The organism is Marivivens sp. ABH4_498 (assembly GCF_056160585.1).
The window spans coordinates 538670-557046 of the sequence record NZ_JBSWXL010000002.1; the positions used below are offsets into that span (position 1 = coordinate 538670).

An 18377-nucleotide genomic window follows, 5' to 3' on the forward strand; every position below is an offset into this window, starting at 1 on the left:
TATGTCTCGCTCTGTATGGAAAGGCCCATTCGTTGATGCTTATGTGCTTAAGAAAGCCGAAGCAGCTCGTGAAGGTGGCCGCAACGAAGTGATCAAAATCTGGTCGCGTCGTTCGACAATTCTGCCTCAGTTCGTTGGCCTGACGTTCGGCGTCTACAACGGTCAGAAGCACATCCCAGTTAACGTCACTGAAGACATGATCGGTCAGAAGTTTGGTGAATATGCACCAACTCGTACCTATTACGGTCACGCAGCTGACAAAAAAGCGAAGCGGAAGTAAGTCATGGGCAAGGCACAAAATCCCCGCCGCGTGGCAGACAACGAAGCAATGGCAAAACTGCGCATGCTTCGCACCAGCCCGCAGAAACTGAACTTGGTTGCAGCGATGATCCGCGGCAAGAAGGTAGACAAGGCACTGTCCGATCTGACCTTCTCGAAAAAGCGTATCGCAGTTGACGTGAAGAAATGTCTTCAGTCGGCAATCGCTAATGCTGAAAACAACCACAACCTAGACGTTGATGAACTGGTTGTTGCCGAAGCATACGTCGGTAAGAACCTGACCATGAAACGCGGTCGTCCTCGTGCACGTGGTCGTTTCGGTCGTATCATCAAGCCGTTTTCGGAGCTCACCATCAAGGTGCGTCAGATTGAGGAGCAAGCCTAATGGGTAACAAAGTAAATCCCGTCGGTATGCGTCTTCAGGTCAACCGCACCTGGGACAGCCGCTGGTACGCAGACACCAAAGACTATGGTGACCTTCTGCTTGAAGACCTGAAAATCAAGGACTTCATCAAGAAAGAAGCCAAGCAAGCCGGTATCGCTCGTGTTATCATCGAGCGCCCACACAAGAAATGCCGCGTGACGATCCACGCTGCACGTCCTGGTGTGATCATCGGTAAAAAAGGTGCTGACATCGAAGTTCTGCGCAAGAAACTGTCGAACCTGACCGACAGCGAACTGCACCTGAACATCGTAGAAGTACGCAAGCCTGAACTGGACGCTCAGCTGGTTGGTGAATCCATCGGTCAGCAGCTGGAACGCCGTGTGTCGTTCCGTCGCGCAATGAAGCGTGCTGTTCAGAACGCAATGCGTATGGGCGCACTGGGTATCCGTGTTAACGTAGCTGGCCGTCTGGGCGGCGCGGAAATCGCACGTACCGAATGGTACCGCGAAGGTCGCGTTCCTCTGCACACCCTGCGCGCTGACATCGACTATGCTCTGTACGAAGCTATGACACCTTATGGTATCATCGGCATCAAGGTCTGGATCTTCAAAGGCGAGATCATGGAGCATGACCCATCGGCACGTGAACGCCGTCAGGCAGAGCTGCAAGACGCACCCGCACCACGCGGCGGCGATCGTCGCGGCCGCTAAGGGAGTAAAGTAAGATGCTTCAACCAAAGCGTACAAAATTCCGCAAAATGCACAAAGGCCGTATCCACGGTCAAGCAAAAGGCGGTAGCGACCTGAACTTTGGCACCTACGGCCTGAAAGCTGTAGAACCTGAGCGTATCACGGCTCGTCAGATCGAGGCAGCACGCCGCGCGATGACCCGCCACATGAAACGTCAGGGCCGTGTATGGATCCGTATTTTCCCTGACCTGCCTGTAACTGCGAAACCAATCGAAGTTCGTATGGGTAAAGGTAAAGGTTCTGTGGACCGTTGGACCTGTAAGGTTAAACCAGGCCGCGTCATGTTCGAAATCGACGGTGTAAACGAAGAGATCGCACGTGAAGCCCTGCGTCTGGCTGCTATGAAGCTGCCAGTGAAAACCCGCACAGTGGTTCGCGAAGACTGGTAATCCCAGCCTTTTAGAAAATTTGAAAACCCCCGTGGCCCCGTGCTGCGGGGGTTTTTCTTTGGTCCGGCCGCGCTATCGTTCCTGTGTAGGGTTAGGAAATTCTGATTTTGGCTTTTTCGTTCGAAAATACCGAACGCAAGTGGCGCGCTGGTTTGGCGGCGTTACTGCTGGGCGGGCTGTTGATGGTGTTCGGCTATGCGGTTCGGCTGGAACGGGCGGATGATCGCTGTCTGTCTGGCGATCACAGTGATTACACGACGTTTGCCGCCTGTCGGACAGCGGTGGAAAATAACGTGTTCCGCAGGCGCGGCCGGCTATCTACGTCTGACTATATCTGGTTGCGCATCAGCTATGCCGAGGCTTTGTCCTATCGCAACGAATTTGCCCGCGCGGAAACGATGTTCGTGGCGGCGCTGGATCGTTTGTCGAATGGTGACGAACGGGTTCTGGTCGCGTCCGACGACCTGAGTAAAGTCATGAATATGTTCCAAACCTATGATGCATCTTCGGTCGAAGGCATGGCCTCTCTTGCGGCTCTGGCGCGGTTTGATCCGGTTCAGCCGTGAAATTGCCCTGCTAAACTTGCGCATCGGGGTCTGAGCCAACATATAGGCCCCATCGCTGACAGGGGACATTTTCATGCGCCAACAGATTTCCGACCTTCTGGATCTACAGATCACCCGTAATTTCATCATGGGGGTTATTCTGTTCAACGCGGTTGTGTTGGGGCTAGAGACGTCGGATCGCATTATGGCGACGGCGGGCGGCGTGATTTCGGCGCTGGATACCCTGTGTCTGACGATCTTTGTCGCGGAGCTGGCGTTGAAAATGTACGCTCAAGGCGGACGGTTTTTCCGGGACGGTTGGAACCTGTTCGATTTTGCGATTGTCGGTATTTCATTATCGCCAGCGGGGGCAGGGCTGTCTGTTCTGCGGGCGCTGCGCATTCTGCGTTTGTTGCGTGTTGTATCGACCGTTCCGTCGCTGCGCCGCGTTGTTGAAGCGTTCATTATGGCGCTACCGGGGATGGGGTCTGTGTTCCTGCTCACGGGGATCATTTTCTACATCGGCGGCGTGATCGCGACGAAACTATATGGCGATACGTTCCCTGAATGGTTCGGCAGCCTTGGCGCGTCGCTCTATTCGCTTTTTCAGGTCATGACGCTGGAAAGCTGGTCGATGGGCATCGTGCGCCCCGTGATGGAGGTGCACCCGACATCGTGGCTGTTCTTTATCCCGTTCATCCTGATCACAGCCTTTGCGGTGATGAACCTTGTCGTGGGTCTGATCGTCAGCACGATGCAAGACGCCCACGCCGAAGAAGAAAACGCCGCGACAGATACCTATCGCGACGATGTTTTGGCACGGCTAGAACGGATCGAACAACGGTTGTCCGAACGCGGCTAGGGTCATTCCCACTTATAGTTAAAGCTGACCGATACGCGGTCGTATTCGGATGTGTTGGCGGGCACTTCGTGGCGCAGCCAGCTTTCCCATAGCAGCACATCGCCGACCTCGGGTTTGCAATAGATAAACGCCTTTAGCTCTTTGCGGCAATCCTTGACGCGGGGCGGGGCGGCCATCATCATGGCGTGACGCGGGTCTTCTAGTTTCAGGGCAGAGGTCCCGTCGGGCATCGATACATAGGTGGTGCCAGAGATCACCGAATGCGGGTGGATGTGCGATCCGTGGTTGCCGCCTTCGGGCAGGATGTTGATCCACAGGTCCTCTAGCACCAGATTGCGGCCATCCAGATTGAATTCCAGATCCTTGGCAAAGGCCGCGACGTGTTTGTCCAGCGCCTCTTTCACGGCGGCGAAAACGGGAGAACGCCATGGCAGGTCGGTCAACGACGCATAGGATGTATAGCCCGGGTAACCGTTTTCTTCGCACCACTCCATGCCGGCATCGTCGTCTTCCATGATGGCATAGCAGTTGTCGTGTAGTTCTTCGGCGTCGATGTTTTCACCGAATTCGTTCAATTTGCCCTGATACAGGCGGGTGACAAACAATGTGTCGATTGCGGCCATGGTCGGCTCCTGCAGAAAATTCTTGATCCGTGATCTGATCCCCGTTTAGCATACCTGTAATGGAAGGCACCCCAAGTTTTATTGGGATATGCCCCCTTTTCCCTTGCCCCAACATAGTCAGTCACGTATACGGCGGCATCTCACGATTCCCGTCCGCGGGATTCGTGTGTTTTGATATTCGCCCACCAGGCACAGGGTAACCCGCATTTAAACATGAGCAGGGCCCTCTGGTGAAAGGAAAGGAAAAGGCTATGAACGCCAACGAACTTCGCGAGAAGACCCCGGAACAGCTTCGGGAAGACCTGACCGCCCTGAAAAAAGAGCAGTTCAACCTGCGCTTTCAACAGGCAACCGGTCAGCTGGAAAACACTGCACGTATGCGCGTTGTAAAGCGTGATGCTGCTCGTGTTTTGACCATCCTAAACGAAAAAGCTGCTTCGGAGGCCTAATCAGATGCCTAAGCGTATTCTTCAGGGTGTTGTCACCTCGAACCAGAACGAACAAACCGTAACCGTACTGGTCGAGCGTCGCTTCAAGCACCCTCTGCTGCAAAAAACCGTTCGTAAGTCGAAAAAATATCGCGCTCACGACGAGGCAAACCAATTCAACGTAGGCGACACCGTCCGTATTCAGGAATGTGCACCTAAGTCGAAGACCAAACGCTGGGAAGTGATCACTGCCTAATGGTAGTGTTTCCAGTTTAATCGAAACCCTGGGGATCAGGACGATACTGCAAGTCCCCCCAAAGGTCGGGAGTAACCCATGATCCAGATGCAGACTAACCTGGATGTTGCTGATAACTCTGGCGCTCGCCGTGTTCAGTGCATCAAGGTTCTCGGCGGTTCGCACCGTCGTTACGCGTCGGTAGGTGACATCATCGTTGTATCGGTGAAAGAAGCCATTCCGCGCGGCCGTGTGAAAAAAGGCGACGTCCGTAAGGCCGTTGTTGTTCGCACCGCTAAAGAAGTACGTCGTGAAGACGGCACCGCAATTCGTTTTGACCGCAACGCTGCTGTTATCTTGAATAACAACGGCGAGCCTGTAGGTACTCGTATCTTCGGCCCAGTGGTTCGTGAGCTGCGCGCTAAGAACTTCATGAAAATCATCTCGCTTGCTCCGGAGGTGCTGTAATGGCTGCGAAACTCCGTAAAGGTGACACCGTCATCGTGCTGGCTGGCAAAGACAAAGGCAAAACCGGTGAAATCACTTCGGTTGACCCTGTTGCTGGCAAAGCAATCGTTGATGGCGTGAACGTCGCTATCCGCCACACCCGCCAGAGCCAAAACAGCCAAGGTGGCCGCCTGCCAAAGGCAATGCCAATCCAGCTGTCGAACCTGGCGATCGTAGACGCAAACGGCAAAGCATCGCGCGTTGGCTTCCGTGAGGAAGACGGCAAAAAAGTGCGTTTTGCAAAAACCACAGGGGACGCAATCTAATGTTGGATACTGCAAACTACTCCCCGCGTCTGAAGGACCTGTACAAGTCGACTATCCGCGCTGCCATGAAGGAAGAGTTCGGATACAAAAACGACATGCAGATCCCTCGTCTGGACAAAATCGTTCTGAACATCGGCTGTGGTGCTGAAGCTGTCCGTGACAGCAAAAAAGCAAAATCCGCAGTTGAAGATCTGACTTCGATTGCAGGCCAAAAAGCTGTCACCACGAAAGCAAAGAAATCCATCGCTGGTTTCCGCGTTCGTGAAGACATGCCAATGGGCGCAAAAGTCACTCTTCGTGGCGACCGCATGTACGAATTCCTGGATCGTTTGATCACCATCGCAATGCCTCGTATCCGCGACTTCCGCGGCGTTTCTGGCACTTCGTTTGATGGTCGTGGCAACTACGCCACCGGTCTGAAGGAACACATCGTATTCCCAGAAATTAACTTTGATAAAGTTGATGAAGTTTGGGGTATGGACATCGTCATCGCGACCACCGCTAACACCGACGCTGAAGCAAAAGCGCTGTTGAAGCACTTCAACATGCCTTTCAACAGCTAAGCGCGGGAGAGAGAGAATTATGGCTAAAAAATCCATGATCGAACGCGAGAAAAAGCGTGAGCGTCTGGTAGCGAAATACGCTGCGAAACGCGCTGAGCTGAAAGAAATCGCGAACGACGAATCGAAATCGATGGAAGAGCGCTTCAAGGCTCGCCTGAAGCTGGCTGAACTGCCACGCAACAGCTCGCCCACTCGTCTTCACAACCGCTGCCAGCTGACCGGCCGTCCTCACGCTTACTACCGTAAGCTAAAGGTAAGCCGTATCGCACTGCGCGAACTAGGTTCGAACGGTGAGATTCCTGGCCTGGTTAAGTCCAGCTGGTAAGGAGGGTTAGATAATGAATGATCCTATTGGTGATATGCTGACCCGTATCCGCAACGCTCAACTGCGTGGTAAGTCGACCGTGTCGACCCCAGCATCGAAGCTGCGCGCGTGGGTTCTAGATGTACTGGCTGACGAAGGTTACATCCGTGGCTATGAAAAAGGCTCGGATGAACGTGGTCACCCAACCATCGAAATCGAACTGAAATACTACGAAGGCACTCCTGTCATTCGCGAACTGAAGCGGGTTTCGAAACCTGGCCGTCGCGTATACATGGGTGTTCAGGACATCCCTTCGGTCCGTCAGGGCCTGGGTGTGTCGATTGTCTCCACACCTAAGGGTGTGATGTCGGACGCAAACGCTCGCAGCCAGAATGTTGGCGGCGAAGTGCTTTGCACCGTCTTCTAAGGAGGGTCTGATGTCTCGTATTGGTAAAAAACCGGTCGAGCTGCCCAGCGGCGTAACTGCCACTGTGTCGGGTCAGACCATCGAAGTTAAGGGCCCTAAAGGCGCTCGTTCCTTCACCGCGACCGACGATGTGACCATTGCTGTTGAAGAAAACGCTGTAAAAGTGACCCCTCGCGGCACTTCGAAGCGCGCTCGCCAACAGTGGGGCATGTCCCGCTCGATGGTAGAAAACCTAGTAGTCGGTGTGACCGAAGGCTTCAAAAAAGAGCTGGAAATCACCGGTGTGGGTTACCGCGCAAACATGCAGGGCAACACCCTGAAGCTTGCTCTGGGTTACTCGCATGACGTTGACTTCGAAGTACCGGCTGGCGTTACCGTCACCGCTCCGAAGCAAACCGAAATCGTTGTGGAAGGCACTGACCAACAGCTGGTTGGCCAAGTTGCTGCTAACATCCGTGAATGGCGTAAGCCTGAGCCATACAAAGGCAAAGGTATTCGCTACAAGGGTGAGTACATCTTCCGCAAAGAAGGTAAGAAAAAGTAAGGATAGCGAAAATGGCAAAAAGCAAACGGGAACTGTTCCTAAAGCGCCGCCTGCGCGTCCGGAACAAACTTCGCAAAGTGAACGCTGGCCGCGTACGTCTGTCGGTTCATCGTTCGAGCAAAAACATCAGCGTCCAGCTGATCGACGACATCCAGGGCACCACCCTGGCTGCGGCTTCGACCTTGGAAAAGGATCTGGGCTTCGTCGGAAAGAACAACATCGAAGCCGCAACCAAAGTTGGTCAGGTTATCGCAGAGCGCGCGAAAGCAGCTGGCGTATCCGAAGCTTACTTCGACCGCGGTGGTTTCTTGTTCCACGGCAAAGTGAAGGCTCTGGCCGACGCTGCGCGTGAAGCTGGCCTGAAGATCTAAGGAGACGAGAGAATGGCAGAACGTGAAAAGCGCCGGGATCGCCGCGAACGCGACGAAGCTCCGGAATTCGCCGATCGTCTTGTTGCGATCAACCGTGTTTCGAAAACCGTTAAGGGTGGTAAGCGCTTTGGCTTCGCTGCTCTGGTGGTTGTCGGTGACCAGAAAGGCCGCGTAGGCTTTGGTAAAGGTAAAGCTAAGGAAGTCCCTGAGGCGATCCGTAAAGCAACCGAACAAGCCAAGCGCCAAATGATCCGCGTGCCTCTGCGCGACGGTCGTACGCTGCACCACGATATGGAAGGCCGTCACGGCGCAGGCCGCGTAGTAATGCGCACTGCACCTGAAGGTACTGGTATCATCGCTGGTGGTCCAATGCGTGCGGTTTTCGAAATGCTGGGCATCAAAGACGTTGTTTCGAAGTCGATCGGTTCGCAGAACCCATACAACATGATCCGCGCAACCCTAGACGGCCTGAAAAAAGAAGGCTCGCCTCGTTCGGTTGCAGCGCGTCGCGGCAAAAAAGTTGCTGACATCCTGCGCAAGGATGAACCAGCAGCCGAAGCTGAAGCGTAAGGAGACTGCACAATGGCAAAAACCATCGTCGTCAAACAGATCGGTTCCCCGATCCGTCGTCCTGCTAAACAGCGTGCTACGCTGGTTGGCCTGGGCCTGAACAAAATGCACAAAACCCGTGAGCTGGAGGATACTCCTTCGGTACGCGGCATGGTCGAAAGCATCCCGCACCTCGTTGAGATCATCGAAGAGCGCGGCTAATTCGCCAACGCATTCAAATTTCGAAAGGCCCTGCCATCTGGTGGGGCCTTTTGTTTTGCGCGGCAGGCGCGAGTCGCCTGTATGTCTGCTTTGCTGCAGTGCAGCGATATGCAGAAAATGCATATCGGGCAGATAAAACTGGAAATTGTTAGCGCAATCTTTTGGGCCTAAATAGGGATCAGGAAGAGGAAATAGAACATCTCCTGCTGAGGCAACTCGGCCTCACATCGCAAAAGGAATACAGACTATGGCTACCATGACCACCAACACCGTCCGCGCTTTCAACTTTGGCGCAGCAGTTCGCAACGTTGCCGCATCCATCGCTGATGCACGTGCACGCCGCGCAAAATACGTAGAATGCGTATCGGAACTGTCGGCACTGACTGATCGTGAACTGTCGGACATCGGCATCGCTCGCACAATGATCCCAGCGGTCGCACGCGAAGCTTCTCTGCAAGCCTAATCGCAGCCCAAATGACCTGACAAGGCCCTGGCATTCGCTGGGGCTTTTGTGTTTTTAGCTAGTGCTTGCAATCGCGGGGGCGGGGGACTATACGCCCCCAGTGGCCCGCAGTGGGGCAAGAATCATTTAACACGCCGTGTTTGGCCCACCGGTCGCTTGGGGGTCAGTTCCGGCAAGGAGAAGCGACATGAAACTGAACGAACTTCGCGATAACCCAGGTGCAGCCAAAAAACGCATGCGTGTTGGCCGTGGTCCAGGTTCCGGCAAAGGTAAAATGGGTGGCCGTGGTATCAAAGGTCAGAAATCCCGCTCGGGTGTAGCTATCAAAGGCTACGAAGGCGGCCAGATGCCATTGTACCAGCGTCTTCCTAAGCGTGGTTTCAACAAACCAAACGCAAAAGAATACGCGATCATCAACTTGGGCCTGATCCAAAAGTTCATCGACTTGGGCAAACTGGACGCAGCGAACATCACCGAAGACACTCTGGTTGATTCGGGCGTTATCCGTCGTAAACTGGACGGCATCCGCGTTCTGGCCAAAGGCGAACTGACTGCAGCAGCAACCATCACTGTTACCGGCGCATCCAAAGGCGCTGTCGAAGCAGTTGAAAAAGCTGGCGGCAAACTGAACGTCGCAGCTGCGGCGGAATAAGGGTTGTGAGCGGGCCTTTGGCCCCTTACTTATCCAACTGATTTCCTTACGCCGCCGTTCGGGATACCGAAGGGCGGCGTTATTCGTTAAAAGAGACACCGCAAAATGGCTTCAGCAGCAGAGCAAATGGCGGCAAACCTCAACTGGTCGACCATCGGGAAGGCCAAAGAGCTACGCCAGCGCATTTTCTACACCATCGGGCTTTTGATTGTTTACCGTCTGGGCACCTACATCCCAGTTCCTGGTATCGACGTCGAAGCACTTTCGAATTTCTTTGCATCCCAGAACACCGGTATCGGTGGCATGCTGGCAATGTTCACTGGCGGCGCGCTTAGCCGTATGGGTATCTTTGCCTTGGGCATTATGCCTTACATTTCGGCTTCGATTATCGTTCAGCTGATGGGTTCGATGTACGAACCATGGAAGCAGCTGAAGAAAGAGGGCGAAAAAGGCCGTCAAAAGCTGACCCAATACACACGTTACGGCACGGTCGTATTGGCGCTGTTCCAAGCCTACGGTCTGGCTGTGTCGCTGGAATCGGGCGATATGGCGCATGATCCGGGCCTATTCTTCCGTATTTCGACCATGATCACCATTTTGGGTGGCACCATGTTCCTACTGTGGTTGGGCGAACAGATCACCAGCCGCGGTATTGGTAACGGTATTTCGCTGATCATCTTTGTTGGTATCGTGGCAGAGCTGCCCGCTGCCGCTGCGCAATTCTTGACGACCGCTCAGCAGACGTCGAACTGGATGCTGGTTGTAGGCGTTGCTGTGATGCTGGCGGCGGTTCTGGCATTCGTTGTGTTCATGGAACGCTCGCTGCGCAAGATCCACATTCAGTACCCACGCCAACAGCGCGGTATGAAGGTCTATGACGGTGGTTCGTCGCACCTGCCGATCAAAGTGAACCCAGCTGGTGTGATTCCTGCGATTTTTGCCTCGGCTTTGCTGCTTTTGCCGACGACTATCGCGACTTTCACCGAACAGACGTCCAACGCGGCGCTTAGCTGGATCTTGGCTTATTTCGGTCCGGGTCAGCCTCTGTACCTGCTATTCTTCACGGCGATGATCGTGTTCTTCACCTACTTCTACACCAAAGAAGTCGCGTTCAAGACCGATGATGTTGCTGAAAACCTGAAGAATCAGAACGGTTTCGTTCCGGGCATCCGCCCTGGTAAACGTACCGCTGAATATCTGGACTACGTGGTCACCCGCGTGTTGGTTCTGGGTTCGGGCTACCTTGCGCTAGTTTGTCTCATGCCAGAGATTATTCGTAGCTTTTCCGGATTCACTTTCTATTTTGGCGGCACATCGGTGTTGATCATCGTGTCGGTCGGGATGGACACCATCCAGCAGATCCAATCGCATCTGCTAGCGCACCAATACGAAGGCCTCATCGAAAAATCGCAACTACGTGGTAAACGTGGTGCAAAGAAACGGAATAGGGGACCGGCTCGTCGATGAATATTATTCTGCTTGGACCGCCAGGTGCGGGTAAGGGAACACAGGCCAAACGGCTTGTGGAGGAGAGAAACATGGTGCAGCTGTCCACTGGTGACATGCTGCGCGAAGCACGCACAAGCGGCACCGAGATGGGCAAAAAGGTTGCGGCCGTCATGGACGCAGGCAACCTTGTCACGGACGAGATCGTTATCGGTCTGATCCGAGAAAAGCTCGAGCAAGGCGCAGAGGGTGGATTCATCTTTGATGGTTTCCCACGCACCTTGGCTCAGGCGGATGCCTTGGGTGAATTGCTGGCAGAAATGAACCAAACGCTGGACGCTGTTATCGAACTGCAAGTCGATGACGAAGTTCTGGTGGGCCGTATTGTTGGCCGCGCAGCCGAAGCCGCTGCTGCTGGTCAGCCAGTGCGCGCTGACGACAACGAAGACGCACTGCGCGTGCGTCTGACGGCCTATTACAAACAGACCAGTCCGCTGATCGGCTATTACCATGCCAAAGGCGAATTGAAGTCTGTTGATGGTTTGGCATCGATGGACGACGTTGCAGCGTCGATCGCTGCGATCCTAGGCTAAGGGCGCTAAGGTGCCTTTTTACAGCATTCTACGGCGCGGGTTATTCCTGCGCCGTAAATCGTTAGAGCTCGCCTCTGGCGCATTTGACCCGAACGATTGGCAGGCTTTGGCGCTGGGTGGCGATGATCCGAACGTCGTTTACATCCCGATACCCAAAGCTGCGAACACGTCGATCCGTCAGGCGTTTCGCCCGTGTTTCGGGTTAGAGAACGCAAAGGTCGACAACATCCATCAGGACAGCCGGATCGACAAACGCGACCTAAGCGCGGCGTTGCAATCCGCCACGGACGACGCGTTTGTGTTTACGGTGGTACGCCATCCTGCGCTGCGGGCGCGGTCGTGTTTTCAGAATAAACTGGGATGGTTTGATCAGCGCGGCAAACTAAAGAGCCGTTTTGGTCATGCGGCGCGGCTGGGTATGGCGCGCGGTATTTCGTTTGAACAGTACCTGCAAATTCTGGCGACGACGCCCGAATGGGCGATGGATTCGCATTTCAAACCGCAGGCGGCGTTGTTGGAATACGCGTTGGATGATCCGCGGCTGAAAGTGTTCAAAACCGAAACGATCAACGACGAATGGCCAGCCATCGCTGCGCAGATTTCGGCCCTCGTGCCCGTTGGTCCAACGCCGACCTTGGGGGCGTTTAACCGCACCAAACCGTCGATCAAACCGTTTGCGGATCGCGAAAAACGCCTGATCGATCAAATCTATGCAGACGATTTCGAAAAATTCGGGTATACATGGACGGAGTTGAAAGAGAATTCTTGACCATTCGGCGGAATTCCCATACTTCGACGCGACTTCCTATAGGGAGTCGATTCTTGATTTTTCTCGAATCATATCACCTCATAAACTTGCGCCTGTCGGATTGCTCGTCAGACGCTCGTTGTGAAAAAAGGTTCCGGTACTACGGAACCGCAACGAAAGGAACGCAATCGTGGCACGTATCGCCGGCGTAAACCTCCCGACTGGTAAGCGGGTTGTTATCGCACTTACTTATATTACCGGTATTGGTTCGCACACTGCTCAGCAGGTTTGCGAAGCAAACAACATCGATCTTACTCGCCGTGTAAACGAACTGTCGGACGCTGAAGTTCTGGCAATCCGTGAATACATCGACGCGAACATCACCGTAGAAGGTGACCTGCGCCGCGAGACCCAGATGAACATCAAACGTCTGATGGACCTGGGCTGCTACCGTGGTCTGCGCCACCGTCGTAACCTTCCTGTACGCGGTCAGCGTACTCACACCAACGCTCGTACCCGCAAAGGCCCTGCAAAGGCCATCGCTGGTAAGAAGAAGTAAGGGAGGGCATAGACAATGGCTCGTGATACCCGTCGTGGTGGTAAGAAAAAAGTTTCCAAGAACATCGCATCTGGCGTTGCTCACGTAAACTCCACCTTCAACAACACCAAAATCCTGATCTCTGACGTACAGGGCAACGCGATTTCCTGGTCGTCCGCTGGCACCATGGGTTTCCGCGGTTCGCGTAAATCGACCCCATACGCTGCTCAGATGGCTGCAGAAGACGCAGGCAAAAAAGCACAGGAACACGGTGTTAAGACGCTGGAAGTTGAAGTTCAGGGCCCAGGTTCGGGTCGTGAATCGGCTCTGCGCGCTCTGGCTGCTGCAGGTTTCAACATCACTTCGATCCGTGATGTGACCCCTCTGGCACACAACGGCTGCCGCCCACCAAAGCGTCGCCGCGTATAATCAAGATTTTCCCGCTGGGGCTGTGGTTTTTACCACGGCCCCAGTCCGTCATTTGAAACCTCGGGCGTTTGCCTTTTTGGACATGGAAGGCAGACAAGTATGGAGGGACGCATGATCCACAAGAACTGGGCCGAATTGATCAAGCCTACCCAGCTTGACGTGAAACCGGGCATTGACCCACAGCGTCAGGCAACTGTCGTCGCAGAACCTCTGGAGCGTGGCTTTGGCCTGACTCTGGGCAACGCTCTGCGCCGCATTCTGCTGTCGTCGTTGCAAGGTGCAGCTATCACTGCTGTTCACATTGACAACGTCCTGCACGAATTTTCGTCCGTCTCTGGCGTTCGCGAAGATGTCACCGACATCGTTCTGAACCTCAAAGGCGTTGCCATCCGTATGGACGTCGAAGGACCAAAGCGTCTTTCGGTTCAGGCCAAAGGCCCCGGTGTTGTTACCGCTGGTGACATTTCCGAATCGGCTGGCATCGAAGTGCTGAACAAGGATCACGTAATCTGTCACTTGGATGACGGCGCTGATCTGTACATGGAACTGACCGTTAACACCGGTAAGGGCTATGTTTCGGCAGACAAAAACAAACCAGAAGATGCGCCAATCGGCCTGATCTCGATCGATGCGATTTATTCGCCGGTCAAGAAAGTGTCGTACGACGTACAGCCGACCCGTGAAGGTCAGGTTCTGGACTACGACAAACTGACCATGAAAGTCGAAACCGACGGTTCGATCACTCCTGAGGACGCTGTTGCTTATGCTGCTCGCATCCTGCAGGACCAGCTGTCGATCTTCGTCAACTTCGACGAGCCAGAAGCAGCTTCGGCTGGTGCTGACGACGATGGTCTGGAGTTCAACCCGCTTCTGCTGAAGAAAGTGGACGAACTGGAACTGTCCGTACGTTCGGCAAACTGCCTGAAGAACGACAACATCGTTTACATCGGCGATCTGATCCAGAAAACCGAAGCAGAGATGCTGCGTACGCCAAACTTTGGCCGCAAGTCGCTGAACGAGATCAAAGAAGTGCTGTCCGGTATGGGTCTGCACCTTGGCATGGATGTCGAGGACTGGCCACCAGACAACATCGAAGATCTGGCAAAGAAATTCGAAGACCAGTTCTAAGGTTTTCGTACGACGGGGCGGGCAATACCGCCCCGTTACTACTCGGGCAATCCCGCCCCAAGGAGAGTGGCCAACACGCATAGGCCACCGGACAAAGCATAAAACGCTAGGAGAATTAAAATGCGTCACGCTCGCGGATACCGCCGTCTGAATCGTACTCACGAACACCGTAAGGCTCTGTTTGCCAACATGGCTGGTTCGTTGATCGAACACGAACAAATCAAAACCACCCTGCCTAAAGCAAAAGAACTGAAGCGCGTCATGGACAAGCTGATCACTCTGGGCAAACGTGGTGACCTGCACGCACGTCGTCAGGCTGTTGCGCAGCTGAAGCAAGACCAGCACGTTGCGAAACTGTTCGAAGTACTGGGCCCACGCTACGCAGAACGTCAGGGTGGCTACACTCGCGTCCTGAAAGCTGGCTTCCGTTACGGTGACATGGCGCCAATGGCGATCATCGAACTGGTTGACCGCGATGTTGACGCAAAAGGCGCCGCAGACCGCGCACGTCTGGAAGCTGAAGAAGCTCTGGCAGACGCCGAAGAATAAGACCTGATTTCAGGCAGACATTTCGAAACCCCGTTGGCTATGCCAGCGGGGTTTTTGTTTTTTGCGAAAAAATTAATGAAAACTTTTCATATTAGTAATTTGTAAACCACTCTGGCTGCACAACTTTAGCGCGACTAAAAATAATCAGGCTGGAGGGCTAAATGCATAGTACCGTTCTTTCATTTGCGAATATGCATAACCATGGTGAACTTTTTGCTAACGTCCTTCGGGCGCGCAGGGATTCGTTTATTGTCAAACGGGCGTGGGATTTGCCTGAAACGATGGGCATGGAATACGACCAATACGACACGCCCGCATCGCGCTGGGTTGCAGTGCATGATGACACGGGGCGCGTGCTGGCGGGCGCGCGGCTGACGCCAACGACGGCGCAATGCGGCATTTACAGCTATATGGTGCGCGACGCGCAGCGGGGTATTCTGGACACCATTCCCCAAGATTTGCTGTACGAAGATGCACCCGTTGATCCCGCCATCTGGGAAGTAACGCGCGGCTTTATTGGCCACGATATCCCCAATAGCATTCGCTTGCGTGTGCGGCTTTTGTTGACCGGTCAAATTGTCAAAGCAGGCCGCGAATTGAACGCACGTAAAATGGTGGCCTTGCTGCCTGCGAATTGGAATCGCTGGTCGAAACGGGCCAAATTGGACATCACCCCAGCGGGGCGCGTTATGGATATGGGCGGCATTGAATATCAGGCCGTGTGGTTCGATTTGGCGGACAAACTGCACTGACGCTTTCCAAAAGGTGGGGCTGGGCGTAGGTTGCGCTCATGCCTGACCTGTTCGACTCTGAAACTCCTGTTGAAACCAACGCTCCGCGGCCATTGGCGGATCGATTGCGTCCAAAAGCCTTGTCCGAGGTGATCGGCCAGTCCCATATTCTGGGCGCGGACGGGCCGTTGGGCATAATGCTGGCGTCTGGGTCGTTGTCGTCGCTGATTTTGTGGGGGCCACCCGGGGTCGGCAAAACGACCATCGCGCGCCTTTTGGCGAATGAAACGGATCTGCATTTCGAACAGATCAGCGCTATTTTCACAGGCGTTCCCGACCTGCGCAAAGTGTTCGATGCCGCGAAATTGCGCCGCCAGAATAGACGCGGAACGCTGTTGTTTGTGGACGAAATTCACCGTTTTAACAAAGCGCAGCAGGACAGTTTCCTGCCCCACATGGAGGACGGCACCATCGTTCTGGTGGGGGCGACTACGGAAATCCCTTCGTTCGAATTGAATGCCGCGATCATGTCGCGTGCGCAGGTTCTGGTTTTGAACCGTTTGACGATCGAAGAGCTGGAAAAACTAACGGCGCGTGCCGAAACCGAAGTCGGCCGCACCCTAAACCTGACCGATCAGGCGCGGCGCGCTTTGGTGGAAATGGCAGATGGCGATGGGCGGACGTTACTGAACCTGATTGAACAGGTTCTCGCGTGGAAAACTGGGGCGCCTTTGGACGTGGATGCCCTGACCAAACGGTTGATGCGGCGCGCGGCGAAATACGACAAATCCGGCGAAGAGCATTACAACCTGATCTCTGCCTTGCATAAATCGGTGCGCGGGTCGGATCCTGATGCGGCGCTGTATTGGTATTCGCGGATGTTAGAGGGCGGCGAAGATCCCCGTTACCTTGCTCGCCGTTTGCTGCGTATGGCGGTCGAAGATATCGCGCTGGCGGACCCTCAGGCGCAGTCGATTTGCCTGCATGCGTGGGAAACTTACGAACGTTTGGGCAGCCCCGAGGGTGAATTGGCGCTCGCGCAGGCGGTGATTTATCTGGCTTTGGCCCCGAAAACCAACGCGGGCTATGTCGCGTACAAAGCCGCGCGAAATGCAGCGCGCCAGTCGGGCAGCGAACCGCCCCCCAAACATATCCTGAATGCGCCAACATCAATGATGAAGGATCAGGGATACGGCGCGGGCTACGCCTATGATCATGACGCCGAAGACGGATTTTCGGGCCAGAATTATTTCCCTGATACGATGCAGCGCCCGACCTTTTACAAACCCGTTGATCGCGGGTTTGAACGTGATTTGAAAAAACGAACCGAATATTTCGCTGGACTGCGGGCAAAACGAAACGCGGGCCAGAATTGACTCTTTTAACGCAAACCGCCAAGGAACGCAGATGATTTCGAATGTATTGATGGTGGCAGTCGGCGGCGCGGTGGGCGCTTCTATGCGGTATCTGACCAATGTGGGCGCGGGGCGTCTGTTTGGGGCGGGATTTCCGGCAGGAACTGTGATCGTGAATATATTGGGTTCGTTCCTGATGGGGCTGTTGGTTGTCGTGTTGGCCGAAAAAGGCGGCACGCGATATGCGCCACTGATTATGACGGGCTTTTTAGGTGGCTTTACGACGTTTTCGGCGTTTTCGCTGGATGCAGTCACCTTGTACGAACGTGGAGAGGTCGTGGTCGCCGCACTGTATGTTGCGGGCACGGTCATCGTTGGAATCGCGGCATTGGTCGCGGGAATGGCCATAGGCCGAATGGTATTACAATGAGCGGTGTTCAAACTGTAACCGTGACAGAAGACGATGCAGAGCAGCGGGTCGACCGTTGGCTGCGCAAACAATTTCCGATGCTGACCCAAGGGCGCATCGAAAAGATGTGCCGCAAGGGCGAATTGCGTGTGGATGGCGGACGGGTCAAACCGAACAGCCGTCTAGAGGCTGGGCAAAAGGTCCGCATCCCGCCGATGGGCGATGCGGCTGTGAAACCTGCGCCAAAGGTGAACCGCAAACTGACGCGCAATGATGTGCAGATGATTCAGGATGCGGTCATCTGGAAAGACGAACATATCATCGCGCTGAACAAACCGTCGGGCCTGCCGTCGCAGGGTGGTTCGGGGCAGGGGGATCGCCATGTTGATGCTCTGTCCGAGGCGCTGATGTTTGGCTACAAAGACAAACCCAAATTGGTGCACCGTCTGGATAAGGACACCTCTGGCCTGTTGTTGCTGGCGCGGACCGACCGTATCGCCCGCCGCCTGTCCGAAGCTTTGCGTCACCGCAATGTGCGCAAGGTGTATTGGGCCGCTGTCGCAGGCGTACCGCACCCTCGGGCTGGCACAATCAAATACGGCCTGATGAAAGCCCCCGGTCGCGGTCGCGGCGGTGAAGGCGAAAAGATGGTCTGCGTGCACCCCGCGCGTCTGGACGAATTCGAAGGCGCAAAGCGCGCTCACACCGAATTTGTGACCCTGTCTGCGCTTGCCAACCGAATGGCGTGGGTCGCGATGACCCCGATCACGGGCCGTACCCACCAGCTGCGCGCGCATATCGCCGAATTGGGTCACCCGATTTTGGGCGACGGTAAATACGGCGGGTCGGGCACGGAAAACATGGGCGATGGCTGGGGCGCCGGCGTCGGCGGTGACGGTATTAGCCGCCGTTTGCACCTGCACGCGCGGATGCTGTCGTTCGAACACCCGATCACCAAAAAAATCATCACGCTAGAGGCCCCTTTGCCCGATCACATGCAAAACACATGGGATTTCGTTGGTTGGGACCCAAAAGACGCGCCGATCGACCCGTTCGATCCTGATGCCGAAGATTATTGATAAGAGACT

Annotated in this window: 31 protein-coding genes; 30 read left to right on the plus strand and 1 reads right to left on the minus strand. The window is 54.7% G+C overall.

Annotated elements, in window-relative coordinates; all coding sequences use genetic code 11:
• Position 1: 1 nt before the first annotated feature.
• From rpsS to ACXAGA_RS06795, 6 genes are all read left to right on the plus strand, one after another.
• A complete protein-coding gene (gene rpsS, locus ACXAGA_RS06770) occupies positions 2-280 on the plus strand; it encodes a 30S ribosomal protein S19 (protein ID WP_086450768.1) in 279 nt (92 codons plus the stop codon).
• A gap of 3 nt (positions 281-283) precedes the next feature.
• Positions 284-664, plus strand: a complete 381-nt coding sequence (rplV, locus tag ACXAGA_RS06775; protein ID WP_086450767.1) for a 50S ribosomal protein L22 — start codon at positions 284-286, stop codon at positions 662-664.
• On the plus strand, positions 664-1374 hold the full coding sequence (rpsC, locus tag ACXAGA_RS06780; protein WP_475116723.1) for a 30S ribosomal protein S3: 711 nt from the start codon (positions 664-666) through the stop codon (positions 1372-1374). Before rplV ends, rpsC begins: the two co-directional genes overlap by 1 nt.
• A gap of 14 nt (positions 1375-1388) precedes the next feature.
• Entirely contained in the window at positions 1389-1802 is a 414-nt protein-coding gene (gene rplP, locus ACXAGA_RS06785; RefSeq protein WP_475116724.1) for a 50S ribosomal protein L16, read from the plus strand.
• Positions 1803-1909: 107 nt separating this feature from the next.
• A complete protein-coding gene (locus ACXAGA_RS06790; protein WP_475116725.1) occupies positions 1910-2368 on the plus strand; it encodes a hypothetical protein in 459 nt (152 codons plus the stop codon).
• A 73-nt stretch (positions 2369-2441) separates the two neighbouring features.
• Complete coding sequence (locus ACXAGA_RS06795; protein WP_475116726.1) at positions 2442-3209, plus strand: ion transporter; 768 nt, start codon at positions 2442-2444, stop codon at positions 3207-3209.
• A 2-nt stretch (positions 3210-3211) separates the two neighbouring features.
• Here the strand turns inward: ACXAGA_RS06795 and ACXAGA_RS06800 are convergent, their stop codons facing one another.
• Positions 3212-3832: a TIGR02466 family protein gene (locus ACXAGA_RS06800; RefSeq protein WP_475116727.1), complete on the minus strand. Its 621-nt coding sequence runs from the start codon at positions 3830-3832 to the stop codon at positions 3212-3214.
• A 251-nt stretch (positions 3833-4083) separates the two neighbouring features.
• Between ACXAGA_RS06800 and rpmC the strand changes: the two genes are divergently transcribed.
• The 24 genes from rpmC to ACXAGA_RS06920 all read left to right on the plus strand — a co-directional run bounded on the left by rpmC (position 4084) and on the right by ACXAGA_RS06920 (position 18368).
• Entirely contained in the window at positions 4084-4281 is a 198-nt protein-coding gene (gene rpmC, locus ACXAGA_RS06805) for a 50S ribosomal protein L29 (RefSeq protein ID WP_475116728.1), read from the plus strand.
• Between the two features lie 4 nt (positions 4282-4285).
• Complete coding sequence (rpsQ, locus tag ACXAGA_RS06810) at positions 4286-4516, plus strand: 30S ribosomal protein S17 (protein WP_086450760.1); 231 nt, start codon at positions 4286-4288, stop codon at positions 4514-4516.
• A 78-nt stretch (positions 4517-4594) separates the two neighbouring features.
• Positions 4595-4963 carry a 50S ribosomal protein L14 gene (gene rplN / locus ACXAGA_RS06815; RefSeq protein ID WP_067550492.1) on the plus strand — a complete coding sequence of 123 codons (369 nt, stop codon included), beginning with the start codon at positions 4595-4597 and terminating at the stop codon, positions 4961-4963.
• The gene (gene rplX / locus ACXAGA_RS06820; RefSeq protein WP_475116729.1) at positions 4963-5268 is read left to right on the plus strand and encodes a 50S ribosomal protein L24; all 306 of its coding nucleotides are present in this window, start codon (positions 4963-4965) and stop codon (positions 5266-5268) included. Before rplN ends, rplX begins: the two co-directional genes overlap by 1 nt.
• Positions 5268-5831, plus strand: a complete 564-nt coding sequence (rplE, locus tag ACXAGA_RS06825) for a 50S ribosomal protein L5 (protein ID WP_475116730.1) — start codon at positions 5268-5270, stop codon at positions 5829-5831. The genes rplX and rplE overlap by 1 nt, the downstream gene beginning before the upstream one ends.
• A 19-nt stretch (positions 5832-5850) precedes the next feature.
• Positions 5851-6156 (plus strand): 30S ribosomal protein S14, encoded by a 306-nt coding sequence (gene rpsN / locus ACXAGA_RS06830; protein WP_086450757.1) that lies wholly within the window; start codon positions 5851-5853, stop codon positions 6154-6156.
• Positions 6157-6169: 13 nt separating this feature from the next.
• Positions 6170-6562 carry a 30S ribosomal protein S8 gene (rpsH, locus tag ACXAGA_RS06835; RefSeq protein WP_475116731.1) on the plus strand — a complete coding sequence of 131 codons (393 nt, stop codon included), beginning with the start codon at positions 6170-6172 and terminating at the stop codon, positions 6560-6562.
• 10 nt (positions 6563-6572) lie between these two features.
• Positions 6573-7106, plus strand: a complete 534-nt coding sequence (rplF, locus tag ACXAGA_RS06840; protein ID WP_475116732.1) for a 50S ribosomal protein L6 — start codon at positions 6573-6575, stop codon at positions 7104-7106.
• Positions 7107-7117: 11 nt separating this feature from the next.
• Positions 7118-7477 (plus strand): 50S ribosomal protein L18, encoded by a 360-nt coding sequence (gene rplR / locus ACXAGA_RS06845; protein ID WP_086450754.1) that lies wholly within the window; start codon positions 7118-7120, stop codon positions 7475-7477.
• 12 nt (positions 7478-7489) lie between these two features.
• Positions 7490-8047, plus strand: a complete 558-nt coding sequence (rpsE, locus tag ACXAGA_RS06850; protein WP_475116733.1) for a 30S ribosomal protein S5 — start codon at positions 7490-7492, stop codon at positions 8045-8047.
• Positions 8048-8059: 12 nt separating this feature from the next.
• Positions 8060-8248, plus strand: coding sequence for a 50S ribosomal protein L30 (rpmD, locus tag ACXAGA_RS06855; RefSeq protein ID WP_086450752.1), 189 nt, complete (start codon positions 8060-8062; stop codon positions 8246-8248).
• 247 nt (positions 8249-8495) lie between these two features.
• Positions 8496-8711, plus strand: a complete 216-nt coding sequence (locus ACXAGA_RS06860) for a DUF1127 domain-containing protein (RefSeq protein ID WP_475116734.1) — start codon at positions 8496-8498, stop codon at positions 8709-8711.
• A 187-nt stretch (positions 8712-8898) separates the two neighbouring features.
• Positions 8899-9363, plus strand: a complete 465-nt coding sequence (rplO, locus tag ACXAGA_RS06865) for a 50S ribosomal protein L15 (RefSeq protein ID WP_475116735.1) — start codon at positions 8899-8901, stop codon at positions 9361-9363.
• Between the two features lie 105 nt (positions 9364-9468).
• A complete protein-coding gene (gene secY, locus ACXAGA_RS06870; protein ID WP_475116736.1) occupies positions 9469-10830 on the plus strand; it encodes a preprotein translocase subunit SecY in 1362 nt (453 codons plus the stop codon).
• Positions 10827-11402, plus strand: a complete 576-nt coding sequence (locus ACXAGA_RS06875) for an adenylate kinase (protein WP_475116737.1) — start codon at positions 10827-10829, stop codon at positions 11400-11402. Before secY ends, ACXAGA_RS06875 begins: the two co-directional genes overlap by 4 nt.
• Positions 11403-11412: 10 nt before the next feature.
• A complete protein-coding gene (locus ACXAGA_RS06880; RefSeq protein ID WP_475116738.1) occupies positions 11413-12171 on the plus strand; it encodes a sulfotransferase family 2 domain-containing protein in 759 nt (252 codons plus the stop codon).
• A 169-nt stretch (positions 12172-12340) separates the two neighbouring features.
• Complete coding sequence (rpsM, locus tag ACXAGA_RS06885) at positions 12341-12709, plus strand: 30S ribosomal protein S13 (protein WP_086450748.1); 369 nt, start codon at positions 12341-12343, stop codon at positions 12707-12709.
• Between the two features lie 15 nt (positions 12710-12724).
• Entirely contained in the window at positions 12725-13117 is a 393-nt protein-coding gene (rpsK, locus tag ACXAGA_RS06890) for a 30S ribosomal protein S11 (RefSeq protein WP_086450747.1), read from the plus strand.
• A gap of 111 nt (positions 13118-13228) precedes the next feature.
• Positions 13229-14245: a DNA-directed RNA polymerase subunit alpha gene (locus ACXAGA_RS06895; protein WP_475116739.1), complete on the plus strand. Its 1017-nt coding sequence runs from the start codon at positions 13229-13231 to the stop codon at positions 14243-14245.
• 120 nt (positions 14246-14365) lie between these two features.
• Positions 14366-14794, plus strand: coding sequence for a 50S ribosomal protein L17 (rplQ, locus tag ACXAGA_RS06900; protein ID WP_086450745.1), 429 nt, complete (start codon positions 14366-14368; stop codon positions 14792-14794).
• 161 nt (positions 14795-14955) lie between these two features.
• Positions 14956-15546: an acyl-homoserine-lactone synthase gene (locus ACXAGA_RS06905; protein WP_475116740.1), complete on the plus strand. Its 591-nt coding sequence runs from the start codon at positions 14956-14958 to the stop codon at positions 15544-15546.
• Positions 15547-15584: 38 nt separating this feature from the next.
• On the plus strand, positions 15585-16901 hold the full coding sequence (locus tag ACXAGA_RS06910) for a replication-associated recombination protein A (RefSeq protein ID WP_475116741.1): 1317 nt from the start codon (positions 15585-15587) through the stop codon (positions 16899-16901).
• A gap of 31 nt (positions 16902-16932) precedes the next feature.
• Positions 16933-17310 (plus strand): fluoride efflux transporter CrcB, encoded by a 378-nt coding sequence (crcB, locus tag ACXAGA_RS06915; protein WP_475116742.1) that lies wholly within the window; start codon positions 16933-16935, stop codon positions 17308-17310.
• Positions 17307-18368 (plus strand): RluA family pseudouridine synthase, encoded by a 1062-nt coding sequence (locus tag ACXAGA_RS06920; RefSeq protein WP_475116743.1) that lies wholly within the window; start codon positions 17307-17309, stop codon positions 18366-18368. The genes crcB and ACXAGA_RS06920 overlap by 4 nt, the downstream gene beginning before the upstream one ends.
• Positions 18369-18377: the final 9 nt, after the last annotated feature.